This is a genomic window from Shewanella litorisediminis, assembly GCF_016834455.1.
GTDB classification, from domain to species: Bacteria; Pseudomonadota; Gammaproteobacteria; order Enterobacterales; family Shewanellaceae; genus Shewanella; species Shewanella litorisediminis.
Genome location: NZ_CP069213.1, coordinates 644882 through 666106, shown reverse-complemented (window position 1 = coordinate 666106; position 21225 = coordinate 644882). Strand labels below are relative to the sequence as shown.

The following is a 21225-nucleotide window of genomic DNA, read 5'->3' as shown; positions in this document are numbered from 1 at the left end:
GAACCTCAACACTTTGATGTAGCATTTTGTAGACAAAATTCACATTTGATACAAAATCAAAACATTCCGGTCGAATGTAGCATTTTGTAGTCTTTCTCAGTATTTGCTGGAGAGCACAGATTATCGTGATAATCTCTGGTTAAAAGCCCGAAAAACACACAAACTTCTTTATAAAGCGCTAACAAAAAGAACCCATGAAACCCCTGATACTGTTTATGCTGATGCTGTCTCTGGCTTTTCCGCTGAAAGCCGAAGAGTTGCAAACAGTGACACCGGGAGACTGGCAAGTCTCGCTGGCCCTTGGCTATGGCATACTGGAAAACCCCCGTAAGAAAACCGAAGACATCACCACCTATGTACTGCCAAGCTGGTATTACTACGGCGAAGATTTTTACGTTGAAAATTTCACCCTGGGTTACAGCCTCTACGAAACCGACTGGTTGAGTGTTGATGTACAGGGGCAGTTAAACGATGACGGTATCTATTTTGAGTACGATGGGTTTGGCAAGTTATTGCTGTCCGATATCCTCGGCTACAAACCCAATAATGGCCCCATCGTTCGTCCGGGGGTTGAGCCTCCCAAGCTTGAGCCTGTAGAGCGCAAACTGTCATATCTTGGCGGCCTCAGCGCAACCTGGTATACGCCGGTGTTCGACCTGACCACAGGGGTGTTTTACGATGTGACCGGGGTACACAACGGCTATGAGTGGCAACTCAGTGCCAGAAAATCCTTCGCCTGGTCCTGGGGCGCTGCCGGCATTGAAATTGGCGGCGTATACAAAAATGCCGATTTGGTGGACTACTACTATAACGTGACTCAAGCCGAGTCCGGCGCCAGACGCCCACCCGCGCCGCTGGAAGCGGCTACCAACTGGCACGTTAAAGGCGTGCTGAATATTCCCCTGAGCGACAGTCTGAACTTTGTTCTCACCGTCAATCACACCCGCCTGGGTAAAGCCATACGAGAGAGCGCTCTGATAGAAAGAGACGACCTGTTCTCGGGTTTTGCCGGCGTCAGCTACAGTTTCTAGGAGCGGGTATGGGAAAGGTTATCTCGCTGTTGTTCTTGCTGTCACAGCTAAGCATAGTTCCACTGGCCATGGCGGATCAGTTGAATGTCGCCCCCAAAGCCTGTGCCACCAGCAGCGAAGCACTTCCCTGTCGTTTCAATATTTCGGTACATTACCAAACAGATACAGAGCAGAATCTGTGTCTATGGCTTAAGCATGAAGCACAACCCCGTCGCTGCTACACGGGGATGAAAGAGCTCAGTGAAGAACTCTCGTTGGCACTGGAGAAAGATGCCACCATCGAAATCCGGGACATGAATTCCCGCGTATTGCTTTCAACCCAGGTGTCGGTGGTCTTGTTTCAACCACCACAAAAACGTAAACGCAGGGGGCTGAATTGGGATCTGCTGTAAAACACACACTGTTGCTGATTGAAGATGATTTGCCCCTGGCAGAACTCATTGTGGATTTTCTCGAGGCCGAGGAGTTCAGTGTCATTCACGCCGAGTCCATCGAAGATGCCTTTACCCAAAGCATGGGGAAGAAAATAGAGCTGGTGCTCTGTGACGTGATGCTACCCGGGCAGGATGGCTTCAGCGCCTTTCCAACCTTGTCCAAAAAGGTAGCTGCCCCCATTATTTTTATGACGGCACTGGCCGCACCGGAAGACGAAATCTTTGGCCTGGAGCTTGGCGCTGCAGACTATATCAGCAAGCCCGTCGTCCCCAATCTGCTGCTTGCCCGCATCCGCGCCCGGCTCAATCGTCCGCCATCGACCCCAAGTAACAGCCAGATTTGGGAACAGGACGGCCTTATTCTGCACAAGGCACATCAGCAACTGTGCTTTGCCGACATGAATTATCCGTTAACGACCCAGGAAACAGAGCTGATGTGGGTCTTTGTGCACCATTTGGAACAGGTGCTGAGCCGTGAATACCTGTTCGAGCAAATTATTGGCCGCGAATACGATGGCCTCGACAGGGCGATGGATCTAAAAATTTCCCGACTGAGACGCAAACTGGAAAACATAGGTATCCAGGGTCTGGCCATTCGCACCGTCCACGGCCGGGGTTACCTGCTGAGCTTTGCGACTGCCGAGATATGAAACCCCAGCTTATCCGGCTGTTTGTTCTTATCATCGCCTCCTGCGCCTTTATCGTTTGGTCCTTTAACCTTATCTACAGCGCGTCCGATGAAGCCTATAGTTACAGCCTGGATGCCGATGCCCTGCTGAAACAGGGACGCCTTGGTTTTCGGGAGCTGCAACCGGGCAGCATCGCCTTTGCTCCCGAGCTGCAAACCCGGCTCGACAGCGGCGAAGTCATTTCCCTCACCCATCAGGATGGCAAGGAATTTTATTATCTGCGCCTCGATAGTGGCCACATCCGGGAAATGGGCCCCATCAATCCCCAGGCGCAGCATAGCCAGCTCAACGCCCTCATTCCCCTGCTTTACGCCTCATTAGCGCTGGCAATACTTTTGCTGATCGGAAGGGTTTTCAAAGATTTAAGCCTGCTTCAGTCACAGGCGCTGAGTTTTGGTGCGCACCCCAAGCGTATCAAAACCGGCATAGGGCACCGCTCTGCAATTTATCCCCTCGCCAAGAGCTTTGAAACCATGACAGGGCAAATCGTCGACTTTCTGGAGCTGCACCGGGATCTGTCGCGGATTATGTCCCACGAGATACGCACGCCCTTATCACGGATGCGGTTTGTACTCGAGCTGGCCCGGGCGCAACTGTCTGAGAAACACAGCGCGCGGCTGGAAGAAGACATCAATCAAATCGAGGCCCTGACCAAGAGCTACCTGTCGTTTGCGCGGGTTGAGCACCAGCAGCCCAGTCAACATCGCCAGTGGGTCAATGCCGCTGAGTTTATCAAAGCCATGGCAGATAACTTTGCCGTCTATGCCCCCAAATACACAGTGCACTGCCACGTGGACTGCACTGCAAGTGGTGACAAGGTGCTGCTGGATCCTCTGAGCATGGACTTGGCTGGCCAAAACCTGATTGCCAACGCATTGCGATTCGCCAGCGGCACTATCAAGCTGACGCTGATTGCCGAAACCCGCCATTGGCGGCTGACCGTAGAAGATGATGGCCCGGGTATTCAGGAGCCGGGCAAAGACTTGCGCCAGGCATTTCAGCGCGGCAGTAAGCAGCAGAGTGCCGGGTTTGGCTTAGGCCTCTATATCGTGCGTAAAATTGCCATCTGGCATCAGGGCAAACTGATGGTGGAAAACTCGGCCGAGCTTGGCGGCGCGTCCATCAGTCTGCGTTGGCGCAGGCCACTTCCTTGATAAGCAGACACAGCACCTCAAAGTGGTCGCTGTGGGGGAACATATCAAACAGCTGCACCCGGGCGATGCGATAGCCTGAAATCAGGGCCAGGTCTTCTGCCAGCGTCTCTGGGTTGCAACTGGAATAAATGATGGCTTTTGGGCCAAAGGCCGACAAACGCTCACAGAGTTCCTTGCCAGTCCCCCGGCGCGGTGGGTTCACTATGATGACCTCGGGCACGTCTTGCGCCTCTTGCCCCATGGCAAAGCCGGTGGAATCCAGTGCCGCAAACGACAAATTATCCAGCCCCATAGCCGCTGCCGAGGTTTTGGCGCAGTCGATGGCTTCGGCTTCAATTTCAATTCCTGTCACCGGCAGCTCATGGCTGGCGCAGTGCAAACCAAAGCCACCCACACCGCAGAACAGATCCCACAGGCTTTTAGGCTTTAGCTCATCGACCCACCGGGCAGCCGTGGCATAAAGGCTCGATGCCACCTCGGGATTGGTTTGAAAAAAGCTTTTGGGGCGGATAAAGAGTGGCACCCCGTTAAAGACTTCATCGAGGCGCGTGGCTTGGGTAAGAAAGATTTCCTCTTCGCCTTCGAGCCTTGCCATGTGCACAGGCTGCAGGTTCACCGAGACCACCTTGATGGCCGGGAAGTCCGCCATCAATTTCGGCAATTCTCGCTCGATACGGGGAATGGCATCCTTGCTTCTGAGCACAAATCGCAGCATAAACTCACCGCGCACTGCACTGCGGGTCAGCAAAATAAACTTAAGTTCGCCCTTGGCCTTATCGACTCTATAGGGAGGAATACCCGCGCGGCGGACAAAGGCCGTCAGCTCAACCAACAGGGCCTGCATGTCTTGTGGATACAGGGGGCAATGGCTGAGGTCGACGGGTTGACCATCGGGCCCCGGGATCCCCAGTACCGGAGCATGGGCAGCACCCATGACCACCATTTTTGCCTTGTTACGAAAGCCAAACTCAGGACCGGATACCGGTGCCAGCCGCTCGTCCACCGCCAGACTGCCAAGCAGTCGGGTAAGCCTGGCCTCTTTATCAAGCAACTGCTCACTGACAGGCTTGGGCATCAGACGGCAAGACTGACAAAGTCCCCGGTTGAAATAGTCACAGCTCACGTTCGGCTCCCACATCGAAAAACGGCGCACACTTTAGCCTGTTTGCGCCATAAAATCATCCCGGTTCACCGGACAGCTGAGCGGCAATTTATCGACATCGGCAATCGCGGTTCTCTCCCCTAGCTGTTCCCTTACCCAGTCAAGCACCTCTGCAGAACTGCTGCGAAAGGTGGTCAGCTTACCGCCGTAGAGGCTGAGCAGTCTGGGGTGAGAGCGGCAAGTGTGCATCAGGGTGTCCCGCGGCGCGTGAAAAGCATCACCGCCGCTGCGGGGTAACACCCTCACCCCACAAAAGGTGTCTGCCACTTTTTTATCAAGCTCATCAACGCCTCCAGCCCTGGGGAAATAGTGGGCATAGAGCGCCAACAGGTAGCGCCTTTCAGCTTCGGTCACGGCAGGTTTGTTATCCAGCTGAGTTAAGCGGGTCTCAGTGGTGCCGACCAGGGTTTTACCATACCAGGGCATGACAAACACCACCCGTTGGTCGATGGGGGATTCCAGATACAAGACCCCTTCTACCGGCGGAATATCCAGCAAAAGATGCGCGCCCTGAACCCAGTCAATCTCCAGCGCCGATACCGCTGGCGTCACCCGCGCCAGCAACTGGTTCACCCAGGGGCCGCAGGCGTTGATGACCACGCCAGCCTGTATTTCATGTTGCTGCCCCTGCTGGGTAAAACTTACCTGACAGCCCTCACCGCGATGAAGGATATGCCCAACTTCAGCCTGTTCAAACACATCAGTCCCGAGCAGGGTTGCACTGTGCGCCACCGCTTCACACAGGAGCCTGTCGTCGGTTTGCGCATCCCAATATTGGAACACTGTCTCAAGCCCGCAATCGTTTAGCCCCTGCAACCTGGACCACTGAGCCCTGGTCAGGGTTTTAAAGCGTCCGAGGGCATCGAATTCACTCAGCAAGCCGTAAAGGGACAAACCGGCCCTGATGGTGAGTGCGCCACGGCGACTATTGCGATATACGGGAAAATAAAAGGGGACTGCCTTCACCAGAGACGGCGCCAGCCTGAGGAGCGCACGGCGCTCTTTCAGCGACTTGCGCACCAGGTCCACCTGCATCGTCTCAAGGTATCTCAGCCCTCCATGGATGAGCTTGCTGGAATTGCCGGAAGTCGCTTCGCCTATCCGCTGCCGTTCAATCAAGGCGACAGAATACCCGGCCGCCGCAGCAAACTGCGCGATGCCCACGCCGGCAATACCGCCGCCCACCACCAGCACGTCCACTCGCTTCATCCTATGGATTCCCGCTCCAACAATTTGGCCGCTTTGTCACACAACCTTTTCAGCTCGGCCAGTTCATCGAGTCCGGTCCCCACCATGCAGCGCATTCTGTCGGGAATATCCCGGGCGCCGCGCTTGAGGAGCCTGCCGTCGTCAGTTAAATGCAACACCCTGACCCTTTCATCCTGAGCAGATCGGCCACGGGTAACCAGGCCTTTTTGCTCCAGGCGCTTAAGCAATGGCGTTAAGGTGCCCGAATCCAAATGCAACCGCTCTCCCAGCGACTTCACACTGAGGCCTTCTTCTTCCCAGAGCACCAACATCACCAAATATTGGGGATACGTCAGTCCAAGCCCATCCAGAACGGGACGATAGGCGCGGATCATCGCATTACTCGCCCGATAGAGCGAAAAGCAGACCTGTCGGTCCAAAGCCAGAGTATCTTGCACCTGAAGCCTCACATCGATTTACATTGCACACAAATTAGTTGTGTTATAGCAAAAAAAACGGCCATATGGCGAGCCAATTTCAGTGAAAAATGACAATTTACCCCAGCCAAATTACTGACACCCAAACACCGAAAAGAGAGACAGAGACAGCCAGGTCGCGGCGTTGGTTTTCTGACGTTTTTTACACGTAAAAAACCACCGTGTTTGCCTCTGTATACAAATTGAATTCCGGTAGGCTTTCCCTTACAGTGACAGGCCTAAAGAACCCAGATTTTACAGGATTTTGTTCTTTAAAGGTGAAGGATGCTGAAATATATAACTATCATGATAGGCCTTGCAGTATTTGGCGCCAACGCCAGCTGTGAAGGCAGTACAGAGCTCGGCGCTGTGAATTTCGACAAAAACAGCTCCTACTTCGACGCCACGGGCACTGCTACCCTGAAACAACTGCTTGAAACTCAGCAAACCAGTGCCGACACTGGCAATGGGTATCTGTTGCTTGAATTTGAGTTCAACCGCAATGCCGGTGACGATGCGCTGCAAAAGTACAATATGTGGCTCGCCGAGCGCCGCATTGAGCGGGTTAAAAGCTATCTAACCAATGCGGGCTTTGGTGCCGTCATGGTGAGCCGTATTCGCACGGCGGTAGACACAGAGAGCCGCGCCCTGGCCCTGAAATGGTGTAAAGCCACCGATGAAGAGCAAGGCCAAATGTTGGCAGACGCGTCAGTAGCAGTACATCGCCTTTGAAATCACGATTTTTTTCAGTGGAATGAAGGGCATCTTGATCTCAATTCCGGTATTTTTCTGATGTGTTTTACAGTTTTGAAAGCATGATTTAGCCCGCCATGGGGATTTCAGTAAAGTAGAGTCAGAGGTTTTGTCTTTGCTTCCCACCACAGGTGGGTCTGGAGGCCATATGGTCCGCGCACTCTTGCTTTCATTGCTGATGCTCCTGTCAGTTCCGGCGTTTTCTGCCACAGAAGATCTCTCCACATCGCCGGTTTGGCACCAGGTGGATGCCGACGGTAAACCCGTAGTAAAACTCTACTTTTTCTGGTCCAAAACCTGCCCACACTGCGCCGAGGCACATCCCTTTATCGATGCATTGCCAGAGCAGTATCCGTGGATTTCCCTCGAGTCTTATATGATCACGGCGCCCGGTGCCCGGGAAAAATGGCAGGCCGTCGCCAAGGCTACCGGCACAGAGGCCCGCTCAGTGCCCTATTTCGCCATTTGCGGTAAAGCCAGCGTGGGATACAGCAGTGCGGATGTGACCGGGCAATACCTGCTCGGACGGCTCAAGGAGTGCTATCGCAGCCTGGGTGGCGTGGTCGGCGATGATGCGTCAGTGATACACGCGGCCAGCACAGGAGAGCAGCCACTGTTTGGCACCTGCAGCTCCGCCGGTGAAGCCGGAACCTGCGATCTCGGTGAGGAGGCCGCCAGTTCAGATGTGCAACCGGTTGAGTTACCCTTTATCGGTGTTGTTACACCGGACCAGCTATCTTTGCCGCTGCTGACCCTGGTGCTGGCCGGAGTCGACGCCTTTAATCCCTGCGCCTTTTTCGTCCTCCTGTTCTTACTGTCCATCATGGTCAACGCCAAGAGCCGCAGTCGCATGCTGATTGTGGGTGGCATTTTCGTGTTCTTCTCAGGCTTTATTTACTTCCTGTTTATGACCGCATGGCTCAACATGTTTGAACTGCTGGGAGCCGATGGCGATGGCGGCAGCATCATTTTCGCCGCAGGCTTGTTGGCGCTGGTGGCGGGTACAATCAACATCAAGGAATTTTTCTTTGAAAAGGGCGACGTCAGTCTGTCCATGTCGGCCGAAAAACGCACCGGGCTGATTAAACGCATGGGCAAGTTATCCAGTGCCAGCTCCATGACCGCCATGATATTGGGCACCACAGTGCTGGCTATTCTCGCCAACGCCTACGAGCTGCTCTGTACCGCCGGCTTCCCGATGATTTATACCAGTGTGCTGGCCATGCACGAGCTGCCCGCGACAGAGCGCTATTTTTATCTGGTGATGTACAACGTCGTCTACGTGATCCCACTGGCATTGATAGTGCTGGTGTTTGCCCTGACACTGGGTAAGCGCAAACTGAGCGAGAAGGAAGGTCAAACCCTCAAGCTGATGTCAGGCATCATGATGGTCGGCTTGGGCGGCATGCTGGTACTGGATCCCACATCACTGCAAAATGTGGTGCTGGCGGTGGCGCTGATCCTGGGGTCTATCGGCATTACCAGCGTGTTGATTATTGGGCGAAAGTTACTGACCGCCCGTCAAAGCTAATGCCAAAGGCGCCATGCTCCGTTGCAATGAGCCCTTGCAATGAGCCCTTGCAATGAGCGGCTGTGGCGCTAAAGTTTACTGCATGGTGGCCGATAAACAGTTATCGACCACATGCAGTCAGGAGGAGTCTTCCGTCGATGAGCATCAACAGCATTGAACCCAATCTGAGCCACGGCGCTATCGGCGTGAAGGTGGCACAATTGGCAAAAGATCAGCAAAAAGTGGAAGGGCAAATCGCCGTTGACCTGATTGCTGCCGCCACTGCGCCAGCGCCAAAAGCCGAACCCGTTGGCAACATTGGCCACAATATAGACACTACCGCCTGACCTTCAACGTTCGATGCGGGAGGCAATGGCCTCATCCAACAGCGCCTGCTGCTCTCGAGCCAGGCGCTTTTGTTTTTCTGCCGCTTTTTCATCCATATACTGCTCCACCTGCGCCTCACACTGGCGCCTGTCACTCTCGGGGTCATAAGGATCAGTGTCAGTGGGCGTTGTTGATCAAATCATTGCGCGGATAGCAACTGCCCCAAGGTCTTGCTAAGTTTAACGACCAGCGCCCCTTGAAGGCATTCCCAAGCTCAGCATTTTGTTCATGGCCTTAACTCCGGCTTGATTACTTTGGACCAGAGAAGGACTGAAACATAGAAAGACTCAGCAGGTACCGATACAAGGATTGTCCCTACACACAGATAGGGGCTGATAGGACAGAGGGTGGGGTACGCTTAGTATTAAAAAGCACACCTCCCCCCTGAGTTTCTGCGGTTCAACATTAAAGCTTGAATTGGGACGTCGCGCTTTGTAGCTCTTCGGCAAACTCAGATAGCTCAGACGAAACCTGATGCACTTGATCCAGAATATTCAGGGTTTGTTCGAAGGACGCATTCATATCAACCACATTATCCACCACCCTGGAGGCCACCTGAGACTGCTCATCGGTTGACCTGGCAATGTGGGTGTTCATTGCATTGATACTGACAATTTGCTCCTGAATGGTCTTGAGTGCCATTCCCGTCTTTTGTGCATGCTCCTCGTTTTCACTCGACTTGGACATAGCCACAGTCATGGTGCTTACCGACGATTCGGCAGCGCCCTTTAGCCGCGACAGTACCTCACGAATTTCCTTGGTGGCATCGGCAGTTTTAGATGCCAGCGCGCGTACTTCATCTGCGACCACCGCAAAACCGCGCCCCTGCTCTCCAGCCCTGGCCGCCTCAATGGCAGCATTCAGTGCCAATAGGTTAGTTTGCTCAGCGATGGAGGTGATAACATTCAGAATCGAACTGACGCTTTCGGTATCCCTTGCCAACTCATTGATAGCGGTCGCCGCATGCTCAATTTCGCGATTCAGCTCAAGGGAAATGTCCATGGTGCGCTGTACCACGGCCATCCCGTCAGTGGCCTCCCGCTCGGCTATTTGCGCGGCATCTGCGGCCTGGCTGGCATTATGGGAGATATCAATTACCGACAATCGCATCTCTTCCATAGACGCCTGCACAGTTTGAGCATCGTGGCTCTGACGCTGGGTAGCCCCTGTTGCCGTCTCCATCTTGTCTTTCAAATCATGGGCGTTGTTGAGCAGCGGTGCCGTCACATTCACCACCCTTTGGATGGAGTCCGCCAAGAGCCCTAGGAAGCGATTGAAGTTACCGGACACCTGCCCCAGCTCATCGCGACTACTGGCGGGCAACTGGTGGCGCAAATCCCCCTTGCCATTGGCCAACTCACCAAGAGAATGGGCCACACCTTTGGCACTGGCACTGATGGCCCGAGCAATAGACATAGTCACTATGGCCATAAACAACAGCAGCACCACCCCCACCACCATGGTCAACCAGAGACTGTTTTGCGATCTGTCTGCAGCTTCTTTGATGGAGTTTTTGAATTCCAGTACCTTAGCCTGCTTGTATTGCTGCACATGACCCAGCAGGGCTTCATACACAGCGGACTTTTTCTGACTGATGGCACCTATGTTGGCCATATCTGCAGAACCATCCAACATGCTCTTTGCCAAGCCAGAGGTTATCTGGTTGTAATTGGCAAGCTGCGACTGCATCTGTCGAAGCGTGTCGGTCTCTTTTGTGTCTGAGCTCTGCAACAGCGTAAGGTTGGCCGCCAGGTTTTCATGCAGGCCGCCTGCTTGCTCCAACAGGTCTTCATCGGCAAATGACACCGCCTGGGTGTATACCTCCTCGAGCCGCTGCACCAACATCAGATTTTGGTTCGCCAGCTCAACCCGCTGGTAAATCTTCTCTTCCATAAATCCCAGGGTTTCACGATTTTTATTGATAGAGACCAGGCTAATGGCGAGATTCACCGCAAAGATGATCACAGAAATGATGAAGATGACACCGACTTTTTTAAAGATGGGAAGGTTATTAAACCATGTCATAGACAGCCCCTTAAAAGGGGTGCCGACCTGAGTCGGCACCGCCAGTTAGAACTCGGCAACCACCTTTACCGAGCCATTTACCTGACTACTATCAATATAGCCAATAATATTGGGATTGGAGGACACCAGCCCCAGTACCTCTTCGGCAGTAGCCACTTCCTTGGGAGGAGTGCCCTTTCCTGTAAAGACCTTCTGTGACCAGTATGACTTGAGTTGACTGGATGACTTACCCAGTACATTGGTATCGAAGGCTTCCCTAACAGGCCCGGACTCTATGTTCACCGGCACGGCCTGACTGCCGCCGGGGAAGGACTTTGTTTTGCCCAGATAAATATTCTCAATCGCCTTTTTATCAATAGTGTCGCCATTACCTGGATGCACTATCACGGCTACCCCGGCCCAGGCCTGCATGGCACTCAGGCATAAAAGGATGGCAGAAATCACGGTTTTCATGGCTCTCTCCTAAAATACCAGGTCTATACCCAGGCTGATTGACTTGGAGTCCCCGGCAACCCGCCAGGAGTCGTCGGTACCGGCCCCGGTTCCGTCGTCTTTTACATCGTCATATTGAATTTTAAAGGCGGCCGATGGGTGGAAATCCCAGCGAAGCCCCACAGAAGTGGTGTTGTGGATTTCACTGCCATCATCAAAGTCGGAATAAGAGACAAAAGGCATGAAGTCTTTAATGCGATAACCCAGAGTCACCAAATAGGTATCGAGATCTGAGTCTTGAAGGGTCAAGCGATTGATTTCAGTCAGCACCACCAGATTGTTCCAATCGATGTTGACCGACAAACCATAAAATTTTCCATCACGTTCGGTTTCGCCGTCCCACTCCACCTGTTCACCACCAATGTAGCGCTCGTTGGTGTACTGCATATGGGTGAGACGTATATCCAGCCATTCATAGTTAAGCTGCACCACCACGCCGCCAATGTCTTTCCAGATTTCCCGGGTGGACTCGCCAAAAAAGAATTCCGACAACAGCTTGTTGGGTTCATCATCTTCGCGGCCAAAATACACCTGACCTGTCAGCGTCCAGTCCCCTATTAGGTAGTTATAAAGGGCACTCACGCCTGTGTAGTTAAAAATCTGCCAGGTGTAATTGTCTGCGGGTGGCCTAATCCAGGGATAGGCGTAACCCACATCAAAGAAATCGCTGTAGTAGTAAAGCGGTAGGCGCTTTTTACCGGCTTGTAATGTCCAGTGTTCGTTAAGCTCATAGGACAAATAAGCCCACTCAAAGTTGGCAGAAAAGTCGTCTGCGCCCCGGGAGACGATTTGCGCCGTAGCGGAAAGTCCGTCCAGAAGGTCAGCAGAAATTTGCAGGCCAAACAGGGTGTCTGGTTCAAAGCTGAACTCCTCCGTGTAGGCACCCACCAGTGGATAATCGGCCAGGAAGGTAGGTTCGAGCCCAAACTCTTCAACCCCACTGCCTTCCAACACCTTGCCACCGACAACAGAGGCAAACCCGGATATATTAATCTCAGCCAACGCAGGCGCAGAGAGCAGCAGCGAGCCGAGGCAGACAGCCAATTTGTGCTTCATACAAAACCCTTTATTTGTCAGGTGTATCCGACTTTAAGCTTAGGCGCGAGCAACAAATTGACAACTTTTTAACTAACTTTAATGAACAAAATCAAGAAAAGCCGGTCTAAACCGCCATCTACTCCCCTGGCGATGCTGATTGTACATAGCGGTTACGGCCGTCTTCTTTGGCCCGGTAAAGGGCCGCATCGCTTGCCTCCAACAAGGCTGCGGCATCCATTCCCCGCTGCCACTGCACCAATCCCTGGGACACAGTAATATGGGCAGCAACCTGAGAGTCCGGGTGCGGCATGGCGGCCTTGGCCAACAATCTGGCGATGCGATCGGCAACCTCCGCCGCGCCTGTTACCGTGGTTTCAGGCAACAGCACTGCAAACTCTTCACCGCCATAACGCACGGCCAGATCCCTTGGTCTTGCTGCCACATCGGATAGGAGCTGCCCAAGCTGCCGCAAACAATCATCTCCGGCCTGGTGTCCAAGCGAGTCATTGAGCCGTTTGAAAAAGTCGATATCCAGTAGTATCAGACTTAATGGATGCCCGGTTCGGGACGCGGCCCGTATTTCCTGATTCAGAATTTCATCAAAATGACGCCTGTTACTCAGACCTGTGAGGCCATCCAGCAGGGCCATACGGCGAAAATGCTTTACCAGCCGCTGCTTTTCCACATTGCGGCGCACAGCTTTTTGAAACCATTTAAAGATCACCCGCTGGGCACTCATGATGATCAAAAACATAAACAGGGCGCGCATGACACTGAAGTAAATGCTTTCTGGATAGACTTCGTAGCGATAAAAGGCCGAATAGAGTAAAAAAGGCGCCACCGCTGCGGCAGTCAGTTTCATGCTGGGAAAGAGTGCAACAGCCATGGCAAGGCTGAGCACATCACTGAGGGACTCTATACCCGGCAACACCAAAAGCCCCATGCCTCGCAGCAACGACATAGACACCAGCCAACTGATGACCAGCGCCGCCAAAAAGAAAAGATTCCAACCGAGGCTCCTCGACCAGGAAACCTTGGCAAACCTCAGCCCCAAATGCGCCAGGCAGAGGGTGCCGGGTAGCAGCATCAGGGTAAAGACGGCATCCCGCCCCAAGCCGAGGTTGGGATCCAGCGCGATATTAAGACCGACGGCGCTCAGCAGCACCAGGCTGATAAAGCTCAACCATTGAAAGCTGACCAACAGGTATTGGCGCGATTCGTACTTGAGCGCTTCATCAAACGACAGTGATTCTTTATCCACTAAGATTTCCGATACTTACGAAGATGATTGGATGACTATAGCATGTGCTGCGCACCATTCTAGGTGTACACCCGTATCAAGCAGCGACAAAAAAGCCGGCAAGATGCCGGCTTTTGAGTTGGTTGTTATCAGGCTGCTGCTGAGGTATCGGCCTCGCTGTGACGGATAAGGTAATCAAAGGCCCCAAGGCTCGCCGCCGCACCACTGCCCATGGCAATAATGATTTGCTTGTAGGCCGAGTTGGTCACATCACCTGCTGCAAATACACCGGGCAGCGAGGTTTGGCCGCGCTCATCCACGACTATCTCTCCGCGAGGAGTCAACTCCAGGGTGCCCTTGAGCCATTCAGTATTGGGCACCAGACCAATCTGAACAAAAATACCGGCAAGCTCAACACGGTGGACATCGCCTGTGGCGCGGTCTGTGTACACAAGCCCGGTCACCTTGTTGCCATCGCCCACCACCTCGGTGGTTTGTGCCTGGGTAATAATATGGATATTCCCCATGGAGCGCGCCTTGCGAACCAGCACCTCGTCGGCGCGCAGCTTGCTGTCAAACTCAAGCACAGTCACGTGTTCCACGATATTGGCCAAATCGATGGCGGCTTCAATGCCGGAATTACCACCACCAATCACAGCAACACGCTTACCCTTGAACAGCGGGCCATCACAGTGAGGACAATAAGCCACACCACGGCCACGGTATTCTTTCTCACCGGGTACGTTCATTTCACGCCAGCGGGCACCGGTGGCGATCAGCACGGTCTTCCCGGACAGCACGGCACCATTTGCCAGCTCCACCTGATAGAGGCCGTCTTTGGTCAGCTTGAGTGCCTTCTGGTTTTCCATCACATCCACTTCGTAATCGCGAACGTGGGCTTCCAGATTTGCCACCAGCTTGGGGCCTTCGGTGGCTTTCACCGAAATAAAGTTCTCAATGCCCACGGTTTCAGTCACCTGTCCACCAAAGCGGTCGGCAACCAGGCCCGTGCGCAGGCCTTTACGGGCCGAATAAATGGCCGCCGAGGCACCGGCGGGGCCTGCACCCACGATAAGCACCTCGTAGGGGTCCTTCTCGCTCAGGGCATCGGCTTCTCGCGCCGCGGCCTGGGTATCCACCCTGGCGAGGATTTCCTTGAGGCTGATACGCCCCTGGGAAAAGAGTTCACCATTGAGGAATACCGAGGGCACAGCCATGATCTGCCTTGATTCCACCTCGTCCTGGAACAGGGCACCATCAATCATGGTGCTGCTGATGTTCGGGTTCAGCGCAGCCATCATGTTCAGAGCCTGCACCACATCGGGACAGTTTTGGCAGCTCAGAGAAATGAAGGTTTCAAACTTCAGCGTCTGTGGCAGCGCCTTGATTTGTTCAATGACAGACAGGTCCAGCTTGAGTGGATGTCCGCCAGTGTGCAGCAGTGCCAACACCAGGGACGTGAATTCGTGGCCCATGGGTAAGCCGGCAAAGCGAATGTCGGTGCCCTGCGCATTGGTCACCTGCATCTCAGGGGTGCGCTCGAGCCTGGCCTGGGTCACTGAAACCAACGGAGACAAGGAGGAGATGTCATTGGCCAGGTCGAGCAATTCCTGAGATTTTTTGCTGTCATCGGCAGACACCACGAGTCTGACGTCTTGCCGTAGATTTTGCAGATAGGTCTTAAGTTGCTGTTTCAAATCCGCGTTTAACATGGTGGCTCCAGATGCAAGCAAAGATAAATAACGCTGAGAAAGGCTCCGGGCCAAATCAGGGGGAGGCCCGGAGCAAGGGGTGATGCAGTCTAAAACTTAGATTTTGCCAACCAGGTCCAGAGAAGGCGCCAGAGTTTCGTCACCTGGCTGCCACTTGGCTGGACATACTTCGCCATCGTGAGTAGCAACGTACTGAGCGGCCTGAATTTTACGAACCAGCTCGCTGGCGCTGCGACCAATACCCAGATCGTGGATTTCGGCTACTTTTACCTGACCTTCTGGGTTGATAACGAAGGTACCACGCAGGGCCAGGCCTTCTTCTTCGATCATCACGCCAAAGTTACGGCTGATGATACCGGTTGGGTCAGCCACCATCGGGAATTCAATCTTGTTGATGGTGTCAGAAGTGTCGTGCCACGCCTTGTGGGTGAAGTGGGTGTCGGTAGACACTGAGTACACTTCCACGCCCATGGACTGCAGCTTGGCATAGTGGTCAGCCATGTCGCCCAGCTCCGTTGGACATACGAAGGTGAAGTCGGCTGGATAGAAGAACACCACAGACCACTTGCCCAGCAGATCCTGCTCGGTCACAGGCACGAATTCGCCCTTGTGGAAAGCAGTGGCTTTAAATGGCTTGATGGTGCTGTTGATGATGGATTGAGTCATGTTTTGCTCCTTAATAAACAAACGCTTGGTTCAGTGAATTTATCAGGGCAGTGGCTGTATGCCCCGCCGATGGAGAGCATATTAGCTAAGGACATCAATCATTGATAACGGATAAAAACTATCACCTTAATCGATTTTTTATTTGAACTAATCAAAAAAAGGGAAAACCGCCGTTTTCCCTTTTCGTCTTGACTCATGGCAGGCTTAGTTGCTGCCTTGCTCGGTCAGCCAATGGCTCAGTAAACGCACACCAAAACCGGTGGCACCGGCGGGGCTCAGCGGTTTTTCCGATGAAGACAAGGCATTACCGGCGATATCCAGGTGTACCCAGGGCACATCACCGGAGAAGCGTTTGAGGAACATGGCCGCAGAGGAAGCGCCTGCGCTGCCTTCGGCACCGGTATTTTTCAAATCGGCGATATTTGACTTGAGTTCATCCCCATAGGCCTTGTCCAGCGGCAAACGCCAGAGTTTCTCGCCCATGGCAGCGCCGGAGGCGGTCAAGCCGGATACCAGCGCCTCTTCATCACTGAAAATACCCGCATACTCACGCCCCAGCGCACGAACCTTGGAGCCGGTGAGGGTTGCCACATCAATCAGCACCTTTGGCTGATAGTGAGTTCTGGCATACCACATGCCGTCGGCCAGGATGAGCCTGCCCTCGGCATCGGTATTCATCACTTCCACCGTCAGACCTTCTGCAGTCCGCAGCACATCTCCGGGGCGCAGTGCATCACCGGAAACCATGTTCTCTGCCAGCGGCAACACGGCCACCAGATTCACTTTGGCCTTTTGCATCGCCATGGCTTTTACGGTACCCAAAATGGCAGCGGCGCCAGCCATATCCGATTTCATGTGGGAGATGGAATCTCCGGAAGCCTTGATGTTGTAACCGCCAGAGTCAAAGGTTATCCCCTTGCCGACCATGGCGATGGGCGCCCCCTTGGTGCCTTCCCAGTGCGCAACCACAAGACGCGGGCCGCTCTCGCTGCCCTTACCGACCCCGCTCAGGGCGCCCATACCCAATTTTTCAATGCCTTTGGCATCGAGTACTGTCACCTTGACGCCCAGACTCTTGAGCTTACGGGCCTCGGCGGCAAAGTCTTCCGGGGTCATATCCCCGGCGGGGGTATTCACCAAATCCCTGGCCAGCACCACCCCCGCATCCACGGCAGCGAGGCGGGCATATTCGGCAGCCGCGGCTTTGGCGTCAGACAGGGCGAAACTGAGTTCACGTTCATCCTGCGACTTGTTGGTGTAACGACCAAACTGATAGCGCTTCAAATCAAAGCCATGGGCAACTTCTGCCGCCAGATTGGCTGCATCGGGAGTGCCTTCGGCAATCAGGGTGATGCGGGTATCTTTATGGGCCGAGAGCTTGTCGGCCAGCTTGCCCCCCAGGTTATTGAGTTCGCCGTCGGTCAGCTTGCCATCACCCAGCCCCATCACCAGGATCCGGTTAAGCTGACTGCCGGCAGGCGCCAGCACCTCCAGCATTTCACCTTCGCCACCATCGAATTGATTGACCTGCATGGCCCGCTCAAGGTGAGTCAGGCTGCCATCACTCAGCACACGGGCGCCGGGGAAGTCGGTATTTTGTACTTTAAACAGCACCAGGGTTTCACCACTGGCAGTCAGTTCAGATGAAAAGTGCACCTTGTCGGCCACTGCGGGTAATGAAAGCAAAGAGGCAAACAGCACAGCAAGAGTGGATTTAGAGGTTTTCAGCATGAGAACACACCTTGTTATTATGGGACTGGCAAGAATAACAAAGGAGTATTCGGGGGGTAACCCAACCTTACGCCGGGTTAACAGAGGCTTACAATTTTCAACGTCCGCTTAACCGCCTTATCAGTCAGCCCAGGGTCCGAACCCGAGCGAGGCCTTGCCGACATTAAACTCCAACCTGGTCGATAACTCGGCCCTGGCTTGTTTCAATCCTTCTTCTTTGAGCACACCCGGGGTCAGGGCGGCAAATATCACCCAGTTGCCACCGCTGCTGAGGCTAGCGTACACATCACAAAAGTGTTGTTGTAACTGGTCACGAACATCGGTTCTTTGGCGGTGTTCTTTCCAGCAATTGAGTACCAACATACCGCCGGGTTTAAGCAATCTCACACAGCCCTGAATAAAGCTGTCGGTGAGTTGCTTAGCGTCCACCCCTTCGGCGCCGTAAAGATCGGCAAAAATGATGTCGACCTTTTTATGGTCGGCGTCACTCACAAAGACAGCGGCATCCGCTTCAACCAGATTGAGCTTTTTACCTATGGGGAGATAAAAATATTTCTTCGCAATATCAATCACCTCACCTCTAAGCTCAACGGCGGTTAACTTAAGCGCGCCATCAAAGCGTCGCAGGGCATGTACCAGAGCGCCGCCCCCCAACCCCAGCACTATGGCACTCTTGGGGCTGGAAAACATCAGCGACTCCAACATCACCTGCACATAGGAGTGTTTGGGCACATGGGGTGTTTTTTTGTTGAGCTTGCTTTGCTCATCGTTGTCGCCAAACGCGAGAATACGCGACTCGCCATTATCGAGTACCCGGATAGGGCCAAGGGCATCGGAAGTTTGATAGATAACCGAAAAATCAGACAAATTTACATCCTGGCCGCAGAATGGCCCTTCACTGGTCCCGGTGTGGCCCTTTACAATAGGACCTCTGCCGGGGTGTTTTCAAAGGGCTATTATGACAAACCAAATACTGCTTGCCTGTTTTTATTTGCTGGCTTTCTACATTATTCAGCGCAATCTCAAGCGGGTGATAAATGCCCTCGCCGAAAAGAAGCAGGTCAGCGCCGCGAGAACCAGTCTCGTCAGCCGTTTTTTAACGGCGGTGTTGTTTTTTATCACCCTGTCTTTAATCGCCGTATCGGTTGGGCTGGGCTACCACGATGTCGCACTCTTTGTCTCATCCGCCTTTGCCGTGCTCGGGGTTGCCCTGGTCGCCCAATGGTCCATTCTCAGTAACCTGACTGCGGGCGTGTTGATATTTTTTGTGTTTCCGTACCGCATTGGCGATCGCATCAAGGTGGTGGACAAGGACGAAGATATCCGGGGGGTTATTCAGGAAATTGCCCTTTTTCATGTGCTTATTCAGCGTGATGACGGCAATCTTATCACCTATCCCAACAGCCAGATCCTGCAAAAGTCGGTGATCAAACTGCTCAATCCCGAGGTCTACGACAACAAGGCCCTCGAAGCCAAGACTCTGGACGCCAAAGCCCCTGAGACCAAAACACCTGAGCCTGCCAAAACCGAAGAAGCGCCAAGAGACGCCGCCGAACAAAAATCACCGTCCAAGGCGCAGTAACGCCGGACGAAAAAGCAAAAACTGCGGACAAAAGAACAGAACGAAAAAGCGGCCCTGAGGCCGCTTTTTCTTATAAGGTTCGCTGAAACAAGGCGATGGCGCTTTGGTACATCTCCAGCGCCAGGGCTGGGTCATGGCGGGCATCGCCATCCCGCATAAAGGCATGCTCGGCATTGACTTCGAGCCAGCTGTGATTCACGCCGTGGTGTTCCAAATTTTGCTGGATAAGCCTGCGCCCCTCACCTGACACATGGGGATCTTGCTTGCCAAACACCATATAGAGTTCGCCTCGGATGTCGCGGGTGCGACTGAGGGAGTCGTTACCCAGCTGACTGGGAATAGTACCCGAGTGGATGTCGGTGGCATACAGGCAAAAAGCCGCCGCCACATCCGGGTTAACCGCAGCGCGATAAGCCAGATGGCCGCCGATACAAACACCCATGGCGCCTATTTTGCCCTGGCACCAGGGCTGACGGCGCACAAAGTCCACCATGGCGGCGGTATCGCTGTCGTGGCTTTCAAGGGGTTTGGTGGCCTTGTCACTGTTGCCCTTGTCTTTACCCACATCATCGTATCCGAGCACAGTACCGGCGGGGTTCAGCTCGTGAAAGATTTCCGGCACCAAGACCACGAATCCGTGCCCGGCAAGCACTGTGGCCATGCGGCTGATGGGCGCTGTCTCCTGAAAAATTTCAGAATAAAACAAAATAGCCGGAAAACTGCCCGGTGCTGCTGGGCGATAAACCCGGGTGCCCATGGGGCCGGTAGCGGTATTGATAACATGGTGTTCTGCACAGACGCGCATCGGGACCTCCTGGAATTAACAGTGCACTCAATCTAGCAAGCCCCGTCGCCGCTGTCAGCGCCGATCATCAGAAAAGTTCGTTGCCACAGCGCTCACCTGCAAGGGCCTTTTGCACATTGGTCAGGGTAGTGGTGGCAATGGCGCCCAGGGCCTCTTCGGTCAAAAACGCCTGGTGGCCGGTGAAGACCACGTTATGACAAGCCGACAGACGGCGGAACACATCGTCCTGAATGACCTCGTTGGACTTGTCTTCGAAAAAGAGCTCTTTTTCGTTTTCGTACACATCGAGCCCGAGTGCGCCAATTTGACCGACCTTCAGGGCCTCCATGGCATCAAAGGCGTTGAGCAGACCACCACGACTGGTGTTGATGACCATGACACCCGGTTTCATTTTGGCGAAGGTTTCGGCCCGCAGCAGGTGATGGTTTTCCTTGGTCAGCGGACAATGCAGGCTCACCACGTCGCATTGCTGCAGCAATTCATCCAACCCCAGATAAGGCACCCCGAGGGCTTCCACTGCCTGACTCGGGAAGGGGTCAAAGGCCACTACCTTGCAACCAAAACCCAGCAGGATGCGAATGGTCGCCAGACCAATTTTCCCCGTGCCTATCACGCCAACGGTTTTGCCATGCATGTTGAATCCCACCAAGCCTTCAAGTGAGAAATTGGCATCACGGGTACGCTGATAAGCTTTGTGAATTTTGCGGTTCAGGGTCAGCATCAGGGCAACCGTGTGCTCTGCCACTGACTCGGGGGAATAAGCGGGTACGTTCACCACCGTCATACCCAGGCGTTTGGCCTCTTCCAGATCCACATTGTTGAAGCCGGCGCAGCGCATGGCGATTACCCGGGTACCATTGCCATGGAGCTCATTCAGGACTTCGGCCGATAGTTCGTCGTTCACAAAGGCACAAATCACTTCAAAGCCGTAAGCAAGCTTGACGGTTTGCATGCACAATCTGGAATCGAAGTATTCGATATGAGCGCCGAACCCGGCATTGGTACGGTCAAAGTGCTGCATATCGTAGTGTTTGGCGCTGAAGAATCCGATTTTCATGGGAATGTCCTGAGAATTGCGTGAATGGCCGCAGTGTAAGCCAATTCTGCATGGCTGTCGTCGCCAGAAAGGTGAAGCAGATCACCTTTGCTG

The 21225-nt window shown here is 53.7% G+C and carries 21 protein-coding genes; 8 read left to right on the top strand and 13 right to left on the bottom strand.

Annotated features, from left to right (window positions below):
• The first annotated feature begins 194 nt into the window (after positions 1-194).
• From JQC75_RS02940 to JQC75_RS02925, 4 genes are read left to right on the top strand one after another with little or no spacing between them, the layout of a single operon-like run.
• On the top strand, positions 195-1031 hold the full coding sequence (locus JQC75_RS02940; protein ID WP_203326011.1) for a MipA/OmpV family protein: 837 nt from the start codon (positions 195-197) through the stop codon (positions 1029-1031).
• A gap of 8 nt (positions 1032-1039) precedes the next feature.
• Positions 1040-1423, top strand: coding sequence for a DUF3019 domain-containing protein (locus tag JQC75_RS02935; protein ID WP_203326010.1), 384 nt, complete (start codon positions 1040-1042; stop codon positions 1421-1423).
• Complete coding sequence (locus JQC75_RS02930) at positions 1408-2115, top strand: response regulator transcription factor (RefSeq protein ID WP_203326009.1); 708 nt, start codon at positions 1408-1410, stop codon at positions 2113-2115. The genes JQC75_RS02935 and JQC75_RS02930 overlap by 16 nt, the downstream gene beginning before the upstream one ends.
• Complete coding sequence (locus JQC75_RS02925; RefSeq protein ID WP_203326008.1) at positions 2112-3308, top strand: ATP-binding protein; 1197 nt, start codon at positions 2112-2114, stop codon at positions 3306-3308. The genes JQC75_RS02930 and JQC75_RS02925 overlap by 4 nt, the downstream gene beginning before the upstream one ends.
• Here the strand turns inward: JQC75_RS02925 and rlmC are convergent.
• The 3 genes from rlmC to ohrR are packed head-to-tail and all read right to left on the bottom strand — an operon-like array spanning position 3277 to position 6116.
• Complete coding sequence (rlmC, locus tag JQC75_RS02920) at positions 3277-4446, bottom strand: 23S rRNA (uracil(747)-C(5))-methyltransferase RlmC (RefSeq protein WP_203327102.1); 1170 nt, start codon at positions 4444-4446, stop codon at positions 3277-3279. The genes JQC75_RS02925 and rlmC overlap by 32 nt on opposite strands.
• An 18-nt stretch (positions 4447-4464) precedes the next feature.
• The gene (locus JQC75_RS02915; RefSeq protein ID WP_203326007.1) at positions 4465-5679 is read right to left on the bottom strand and encodes a glycerol-3-phosphate dehydrogenase/oxidase; all 1215 of its coding nucleotides are present in this window, start codon (positions 5677-5679) and stop codon (positions 4465-4467) included.
• Positions 5676-6116: a transcriptional regulator OhrR gene (gene ohrR, locus JQC75_RS02910; protein WP_203326006.1), complete on the bottom strand. Its 441-nt coding sequence runs from the start codon at positions 6114-6116 to the stop codon at positions 5676-5678. Before ohrR ends, JQC75_RS02915 begins: the two co-directional genes overlap by 4 nt.
• A 303-nt stretch (positions 6117-6419) precedes the next feature.
• On the opposite strand from ohrR, the gene JQC75_RS02905 reads away from it, so the two are divergent.
• The 3 genes from JQC75_RS02905 (at position 6420) to JQC75_RS02895 (ending at position 8744) form a co-directional block, all read left to right on the top strand.
• A complete protein-coding gene (locus tag JQC75_RS02905; protein WP_203326005.1) occupies positions 6420-6866 on the top strand; it encodes an OmpA family protein in 447 nt (148 codons plus the stop codon).
• A gap of 169 nt (positions 6867-7035) precedes the next feature.
• Positions 7036-8418, top strand: coding sequence for a TlpA family protein disulfide reductase (locus JQC75_RS02900; RefSeq protein ID WP_203326004.1), 1383 nt, complete (start codon positions 7036-7038; stop codon positions 8416-8418).
• A 137-nt stretch (positions 8419-8555) separates the two neighbouring features.
• Entirely contained in the window at positions 8556-8744 is a 189-nt protein-coding gene (locus JQC75_RS02895; protein ID WP_011758743.1) for a hypothetical protein, read from the top strand.
• Between the two features lie 445 nt (positions 8745-9189).
• On the opposite strand, the gene JQC75_RS02890 is transcribed toward JQC75_RS02895, so the two are convergent.
• The 8 genes from JQC75_RS02890 to JQC75_RS02855 all read right to left on the bottom strand — a co-directional run bounded on the left by JQC75_RS02890 (position 9190) and on the right by JQC75_RS02855 (position 18555).
• Positions 9190-10809: a methyl-accepting chemotaxis protein gene (locus JQC75_RS02890; protein WP_203326003.1), complete on the bottom strand. Its 1620-nt coding sequence runs from the start codon at positions 10807-10809 to the stop codon at positions 9190-9192.
• A 45-nt stretch (positions 10810-10854) separates the two neighbouring features.
• Positions 10855-11262 (bottom strand): type 2 periplasmic-binding domain-containing protein, encoded by a 408-nt coding sequence (locus JQC75_RS02885; protein WP_203326002.1) that lies wholly within the window; start codon positions 11260-11262, stop codon positions 10855-10857.
• A gap of 9 nt (positions 11263-11271) precedes the next feature.
• Positions 11272-12357, bottom strand: coding sequence for a porin (locus JQC75_RS02880; protein WP_203326001.1), 1086 nt, complete (start codon positions 12355-12357; stop codon positions 11272-11274).
• Positions 12358-12475: 118 nt separating this feature from the next.
• Entirely contained in the window at positions 12476-13600 is a 1125-nt protein-coding gene (locus JQC75_RS02875) for a GGDEF domain-containing protein (protein WP_203326000.1), read from the bottom strand.
• Between the two features lie 128 nt (positions 13601-13728).
• Positions 13729-15291 (bottom strand): alkyl hydroperoxide reductase subunit F, encoded by a 1563-nt coding sequence (ahpF, locus tag JQC75_RS02870; protein ID WP_203325999.1) that lies wholly within the window; start codon positions 15289-15291, stop codon positions 13729-13731.
• Between the two features lie 96 nt (positions 15292-15387).
• Complete coding sequence (ahpC, locus tag JQC75_RS02865; protein WP_011758735.1) at positions 15388-15957, bottom strand: alkyl hydroperoxide reductase subunit C; 570 nt, start codon at positions 15955-15957, stop codon at positions 15388-15390.
• 204 nt (positions 15958-16161) lie between these two features.
• Entirely contained in the window at positions 16162-17688 is a 1527-nt protein-coding gene (locus JQC75_RS02860; protein WP_203325998.1) for a leucyl aminopeptidase, read from the bottom strand.
• Between the two features lie 120 nt (positions 17689-17808).
• Complete coding sequence (locus tag JQC75_RS02855) at positions 17809-18555, bottom strand: spermidine synthase (RefSeq protein WP_203325997.1); 747 nt, start codon at positions 18553-18555, stop codon at positions 17809-17811.
• A gap of 91 nt (positions 18556-18646) precedes the next feature.
• Between JQC75_RS02855 and JQC75_RS02850 the strand changes: the two genes are divergently transcribed.
• Complete coding sequence (locus JQC75_RS02850) at positions 18647-19270, top strand: mechanosensitive ion channel family protein (protein ID WP_203325996.1); 624 nt, start codon at positions 18647-18649, stop codon at positions 19268-19270.
• 70 nt (positions 19271-19340) lie between these two features.
• Here JQC75_RS02850 and JQC75_RS02845 read toward each other — a convergent pair whose 3' ends face one another.
• Both JQC75_RS02845 and JQC75_RS02840 read right to left on the bottom strand, forming a co-directional pair.
• Positions 19341-20075, bottom strand: a complete 735-nt coding sequence (locus JQC75_RS02845) for a dienelactone hydrolase family protein (RefSeq protein ID WP_203325995.1) — start codon at positions 20073-20075, stop codon at positions 19341-19343.
• A 67-nt stretch (positions 20076-20142) separates the two neighbouring features.
• On the bottom strand, positions 20143-21132 hold the full coding sequence (locus JQC75_RS02840) for a 2-hydroxyacid dehydrogenase (protein ID WP_203325994.1): 990 nt from the start codon (positions 21130-21132) through the stop codon (positions 20143-20145).
• Positions 21133-21225 lie beyond the last annotated feature (93 nt).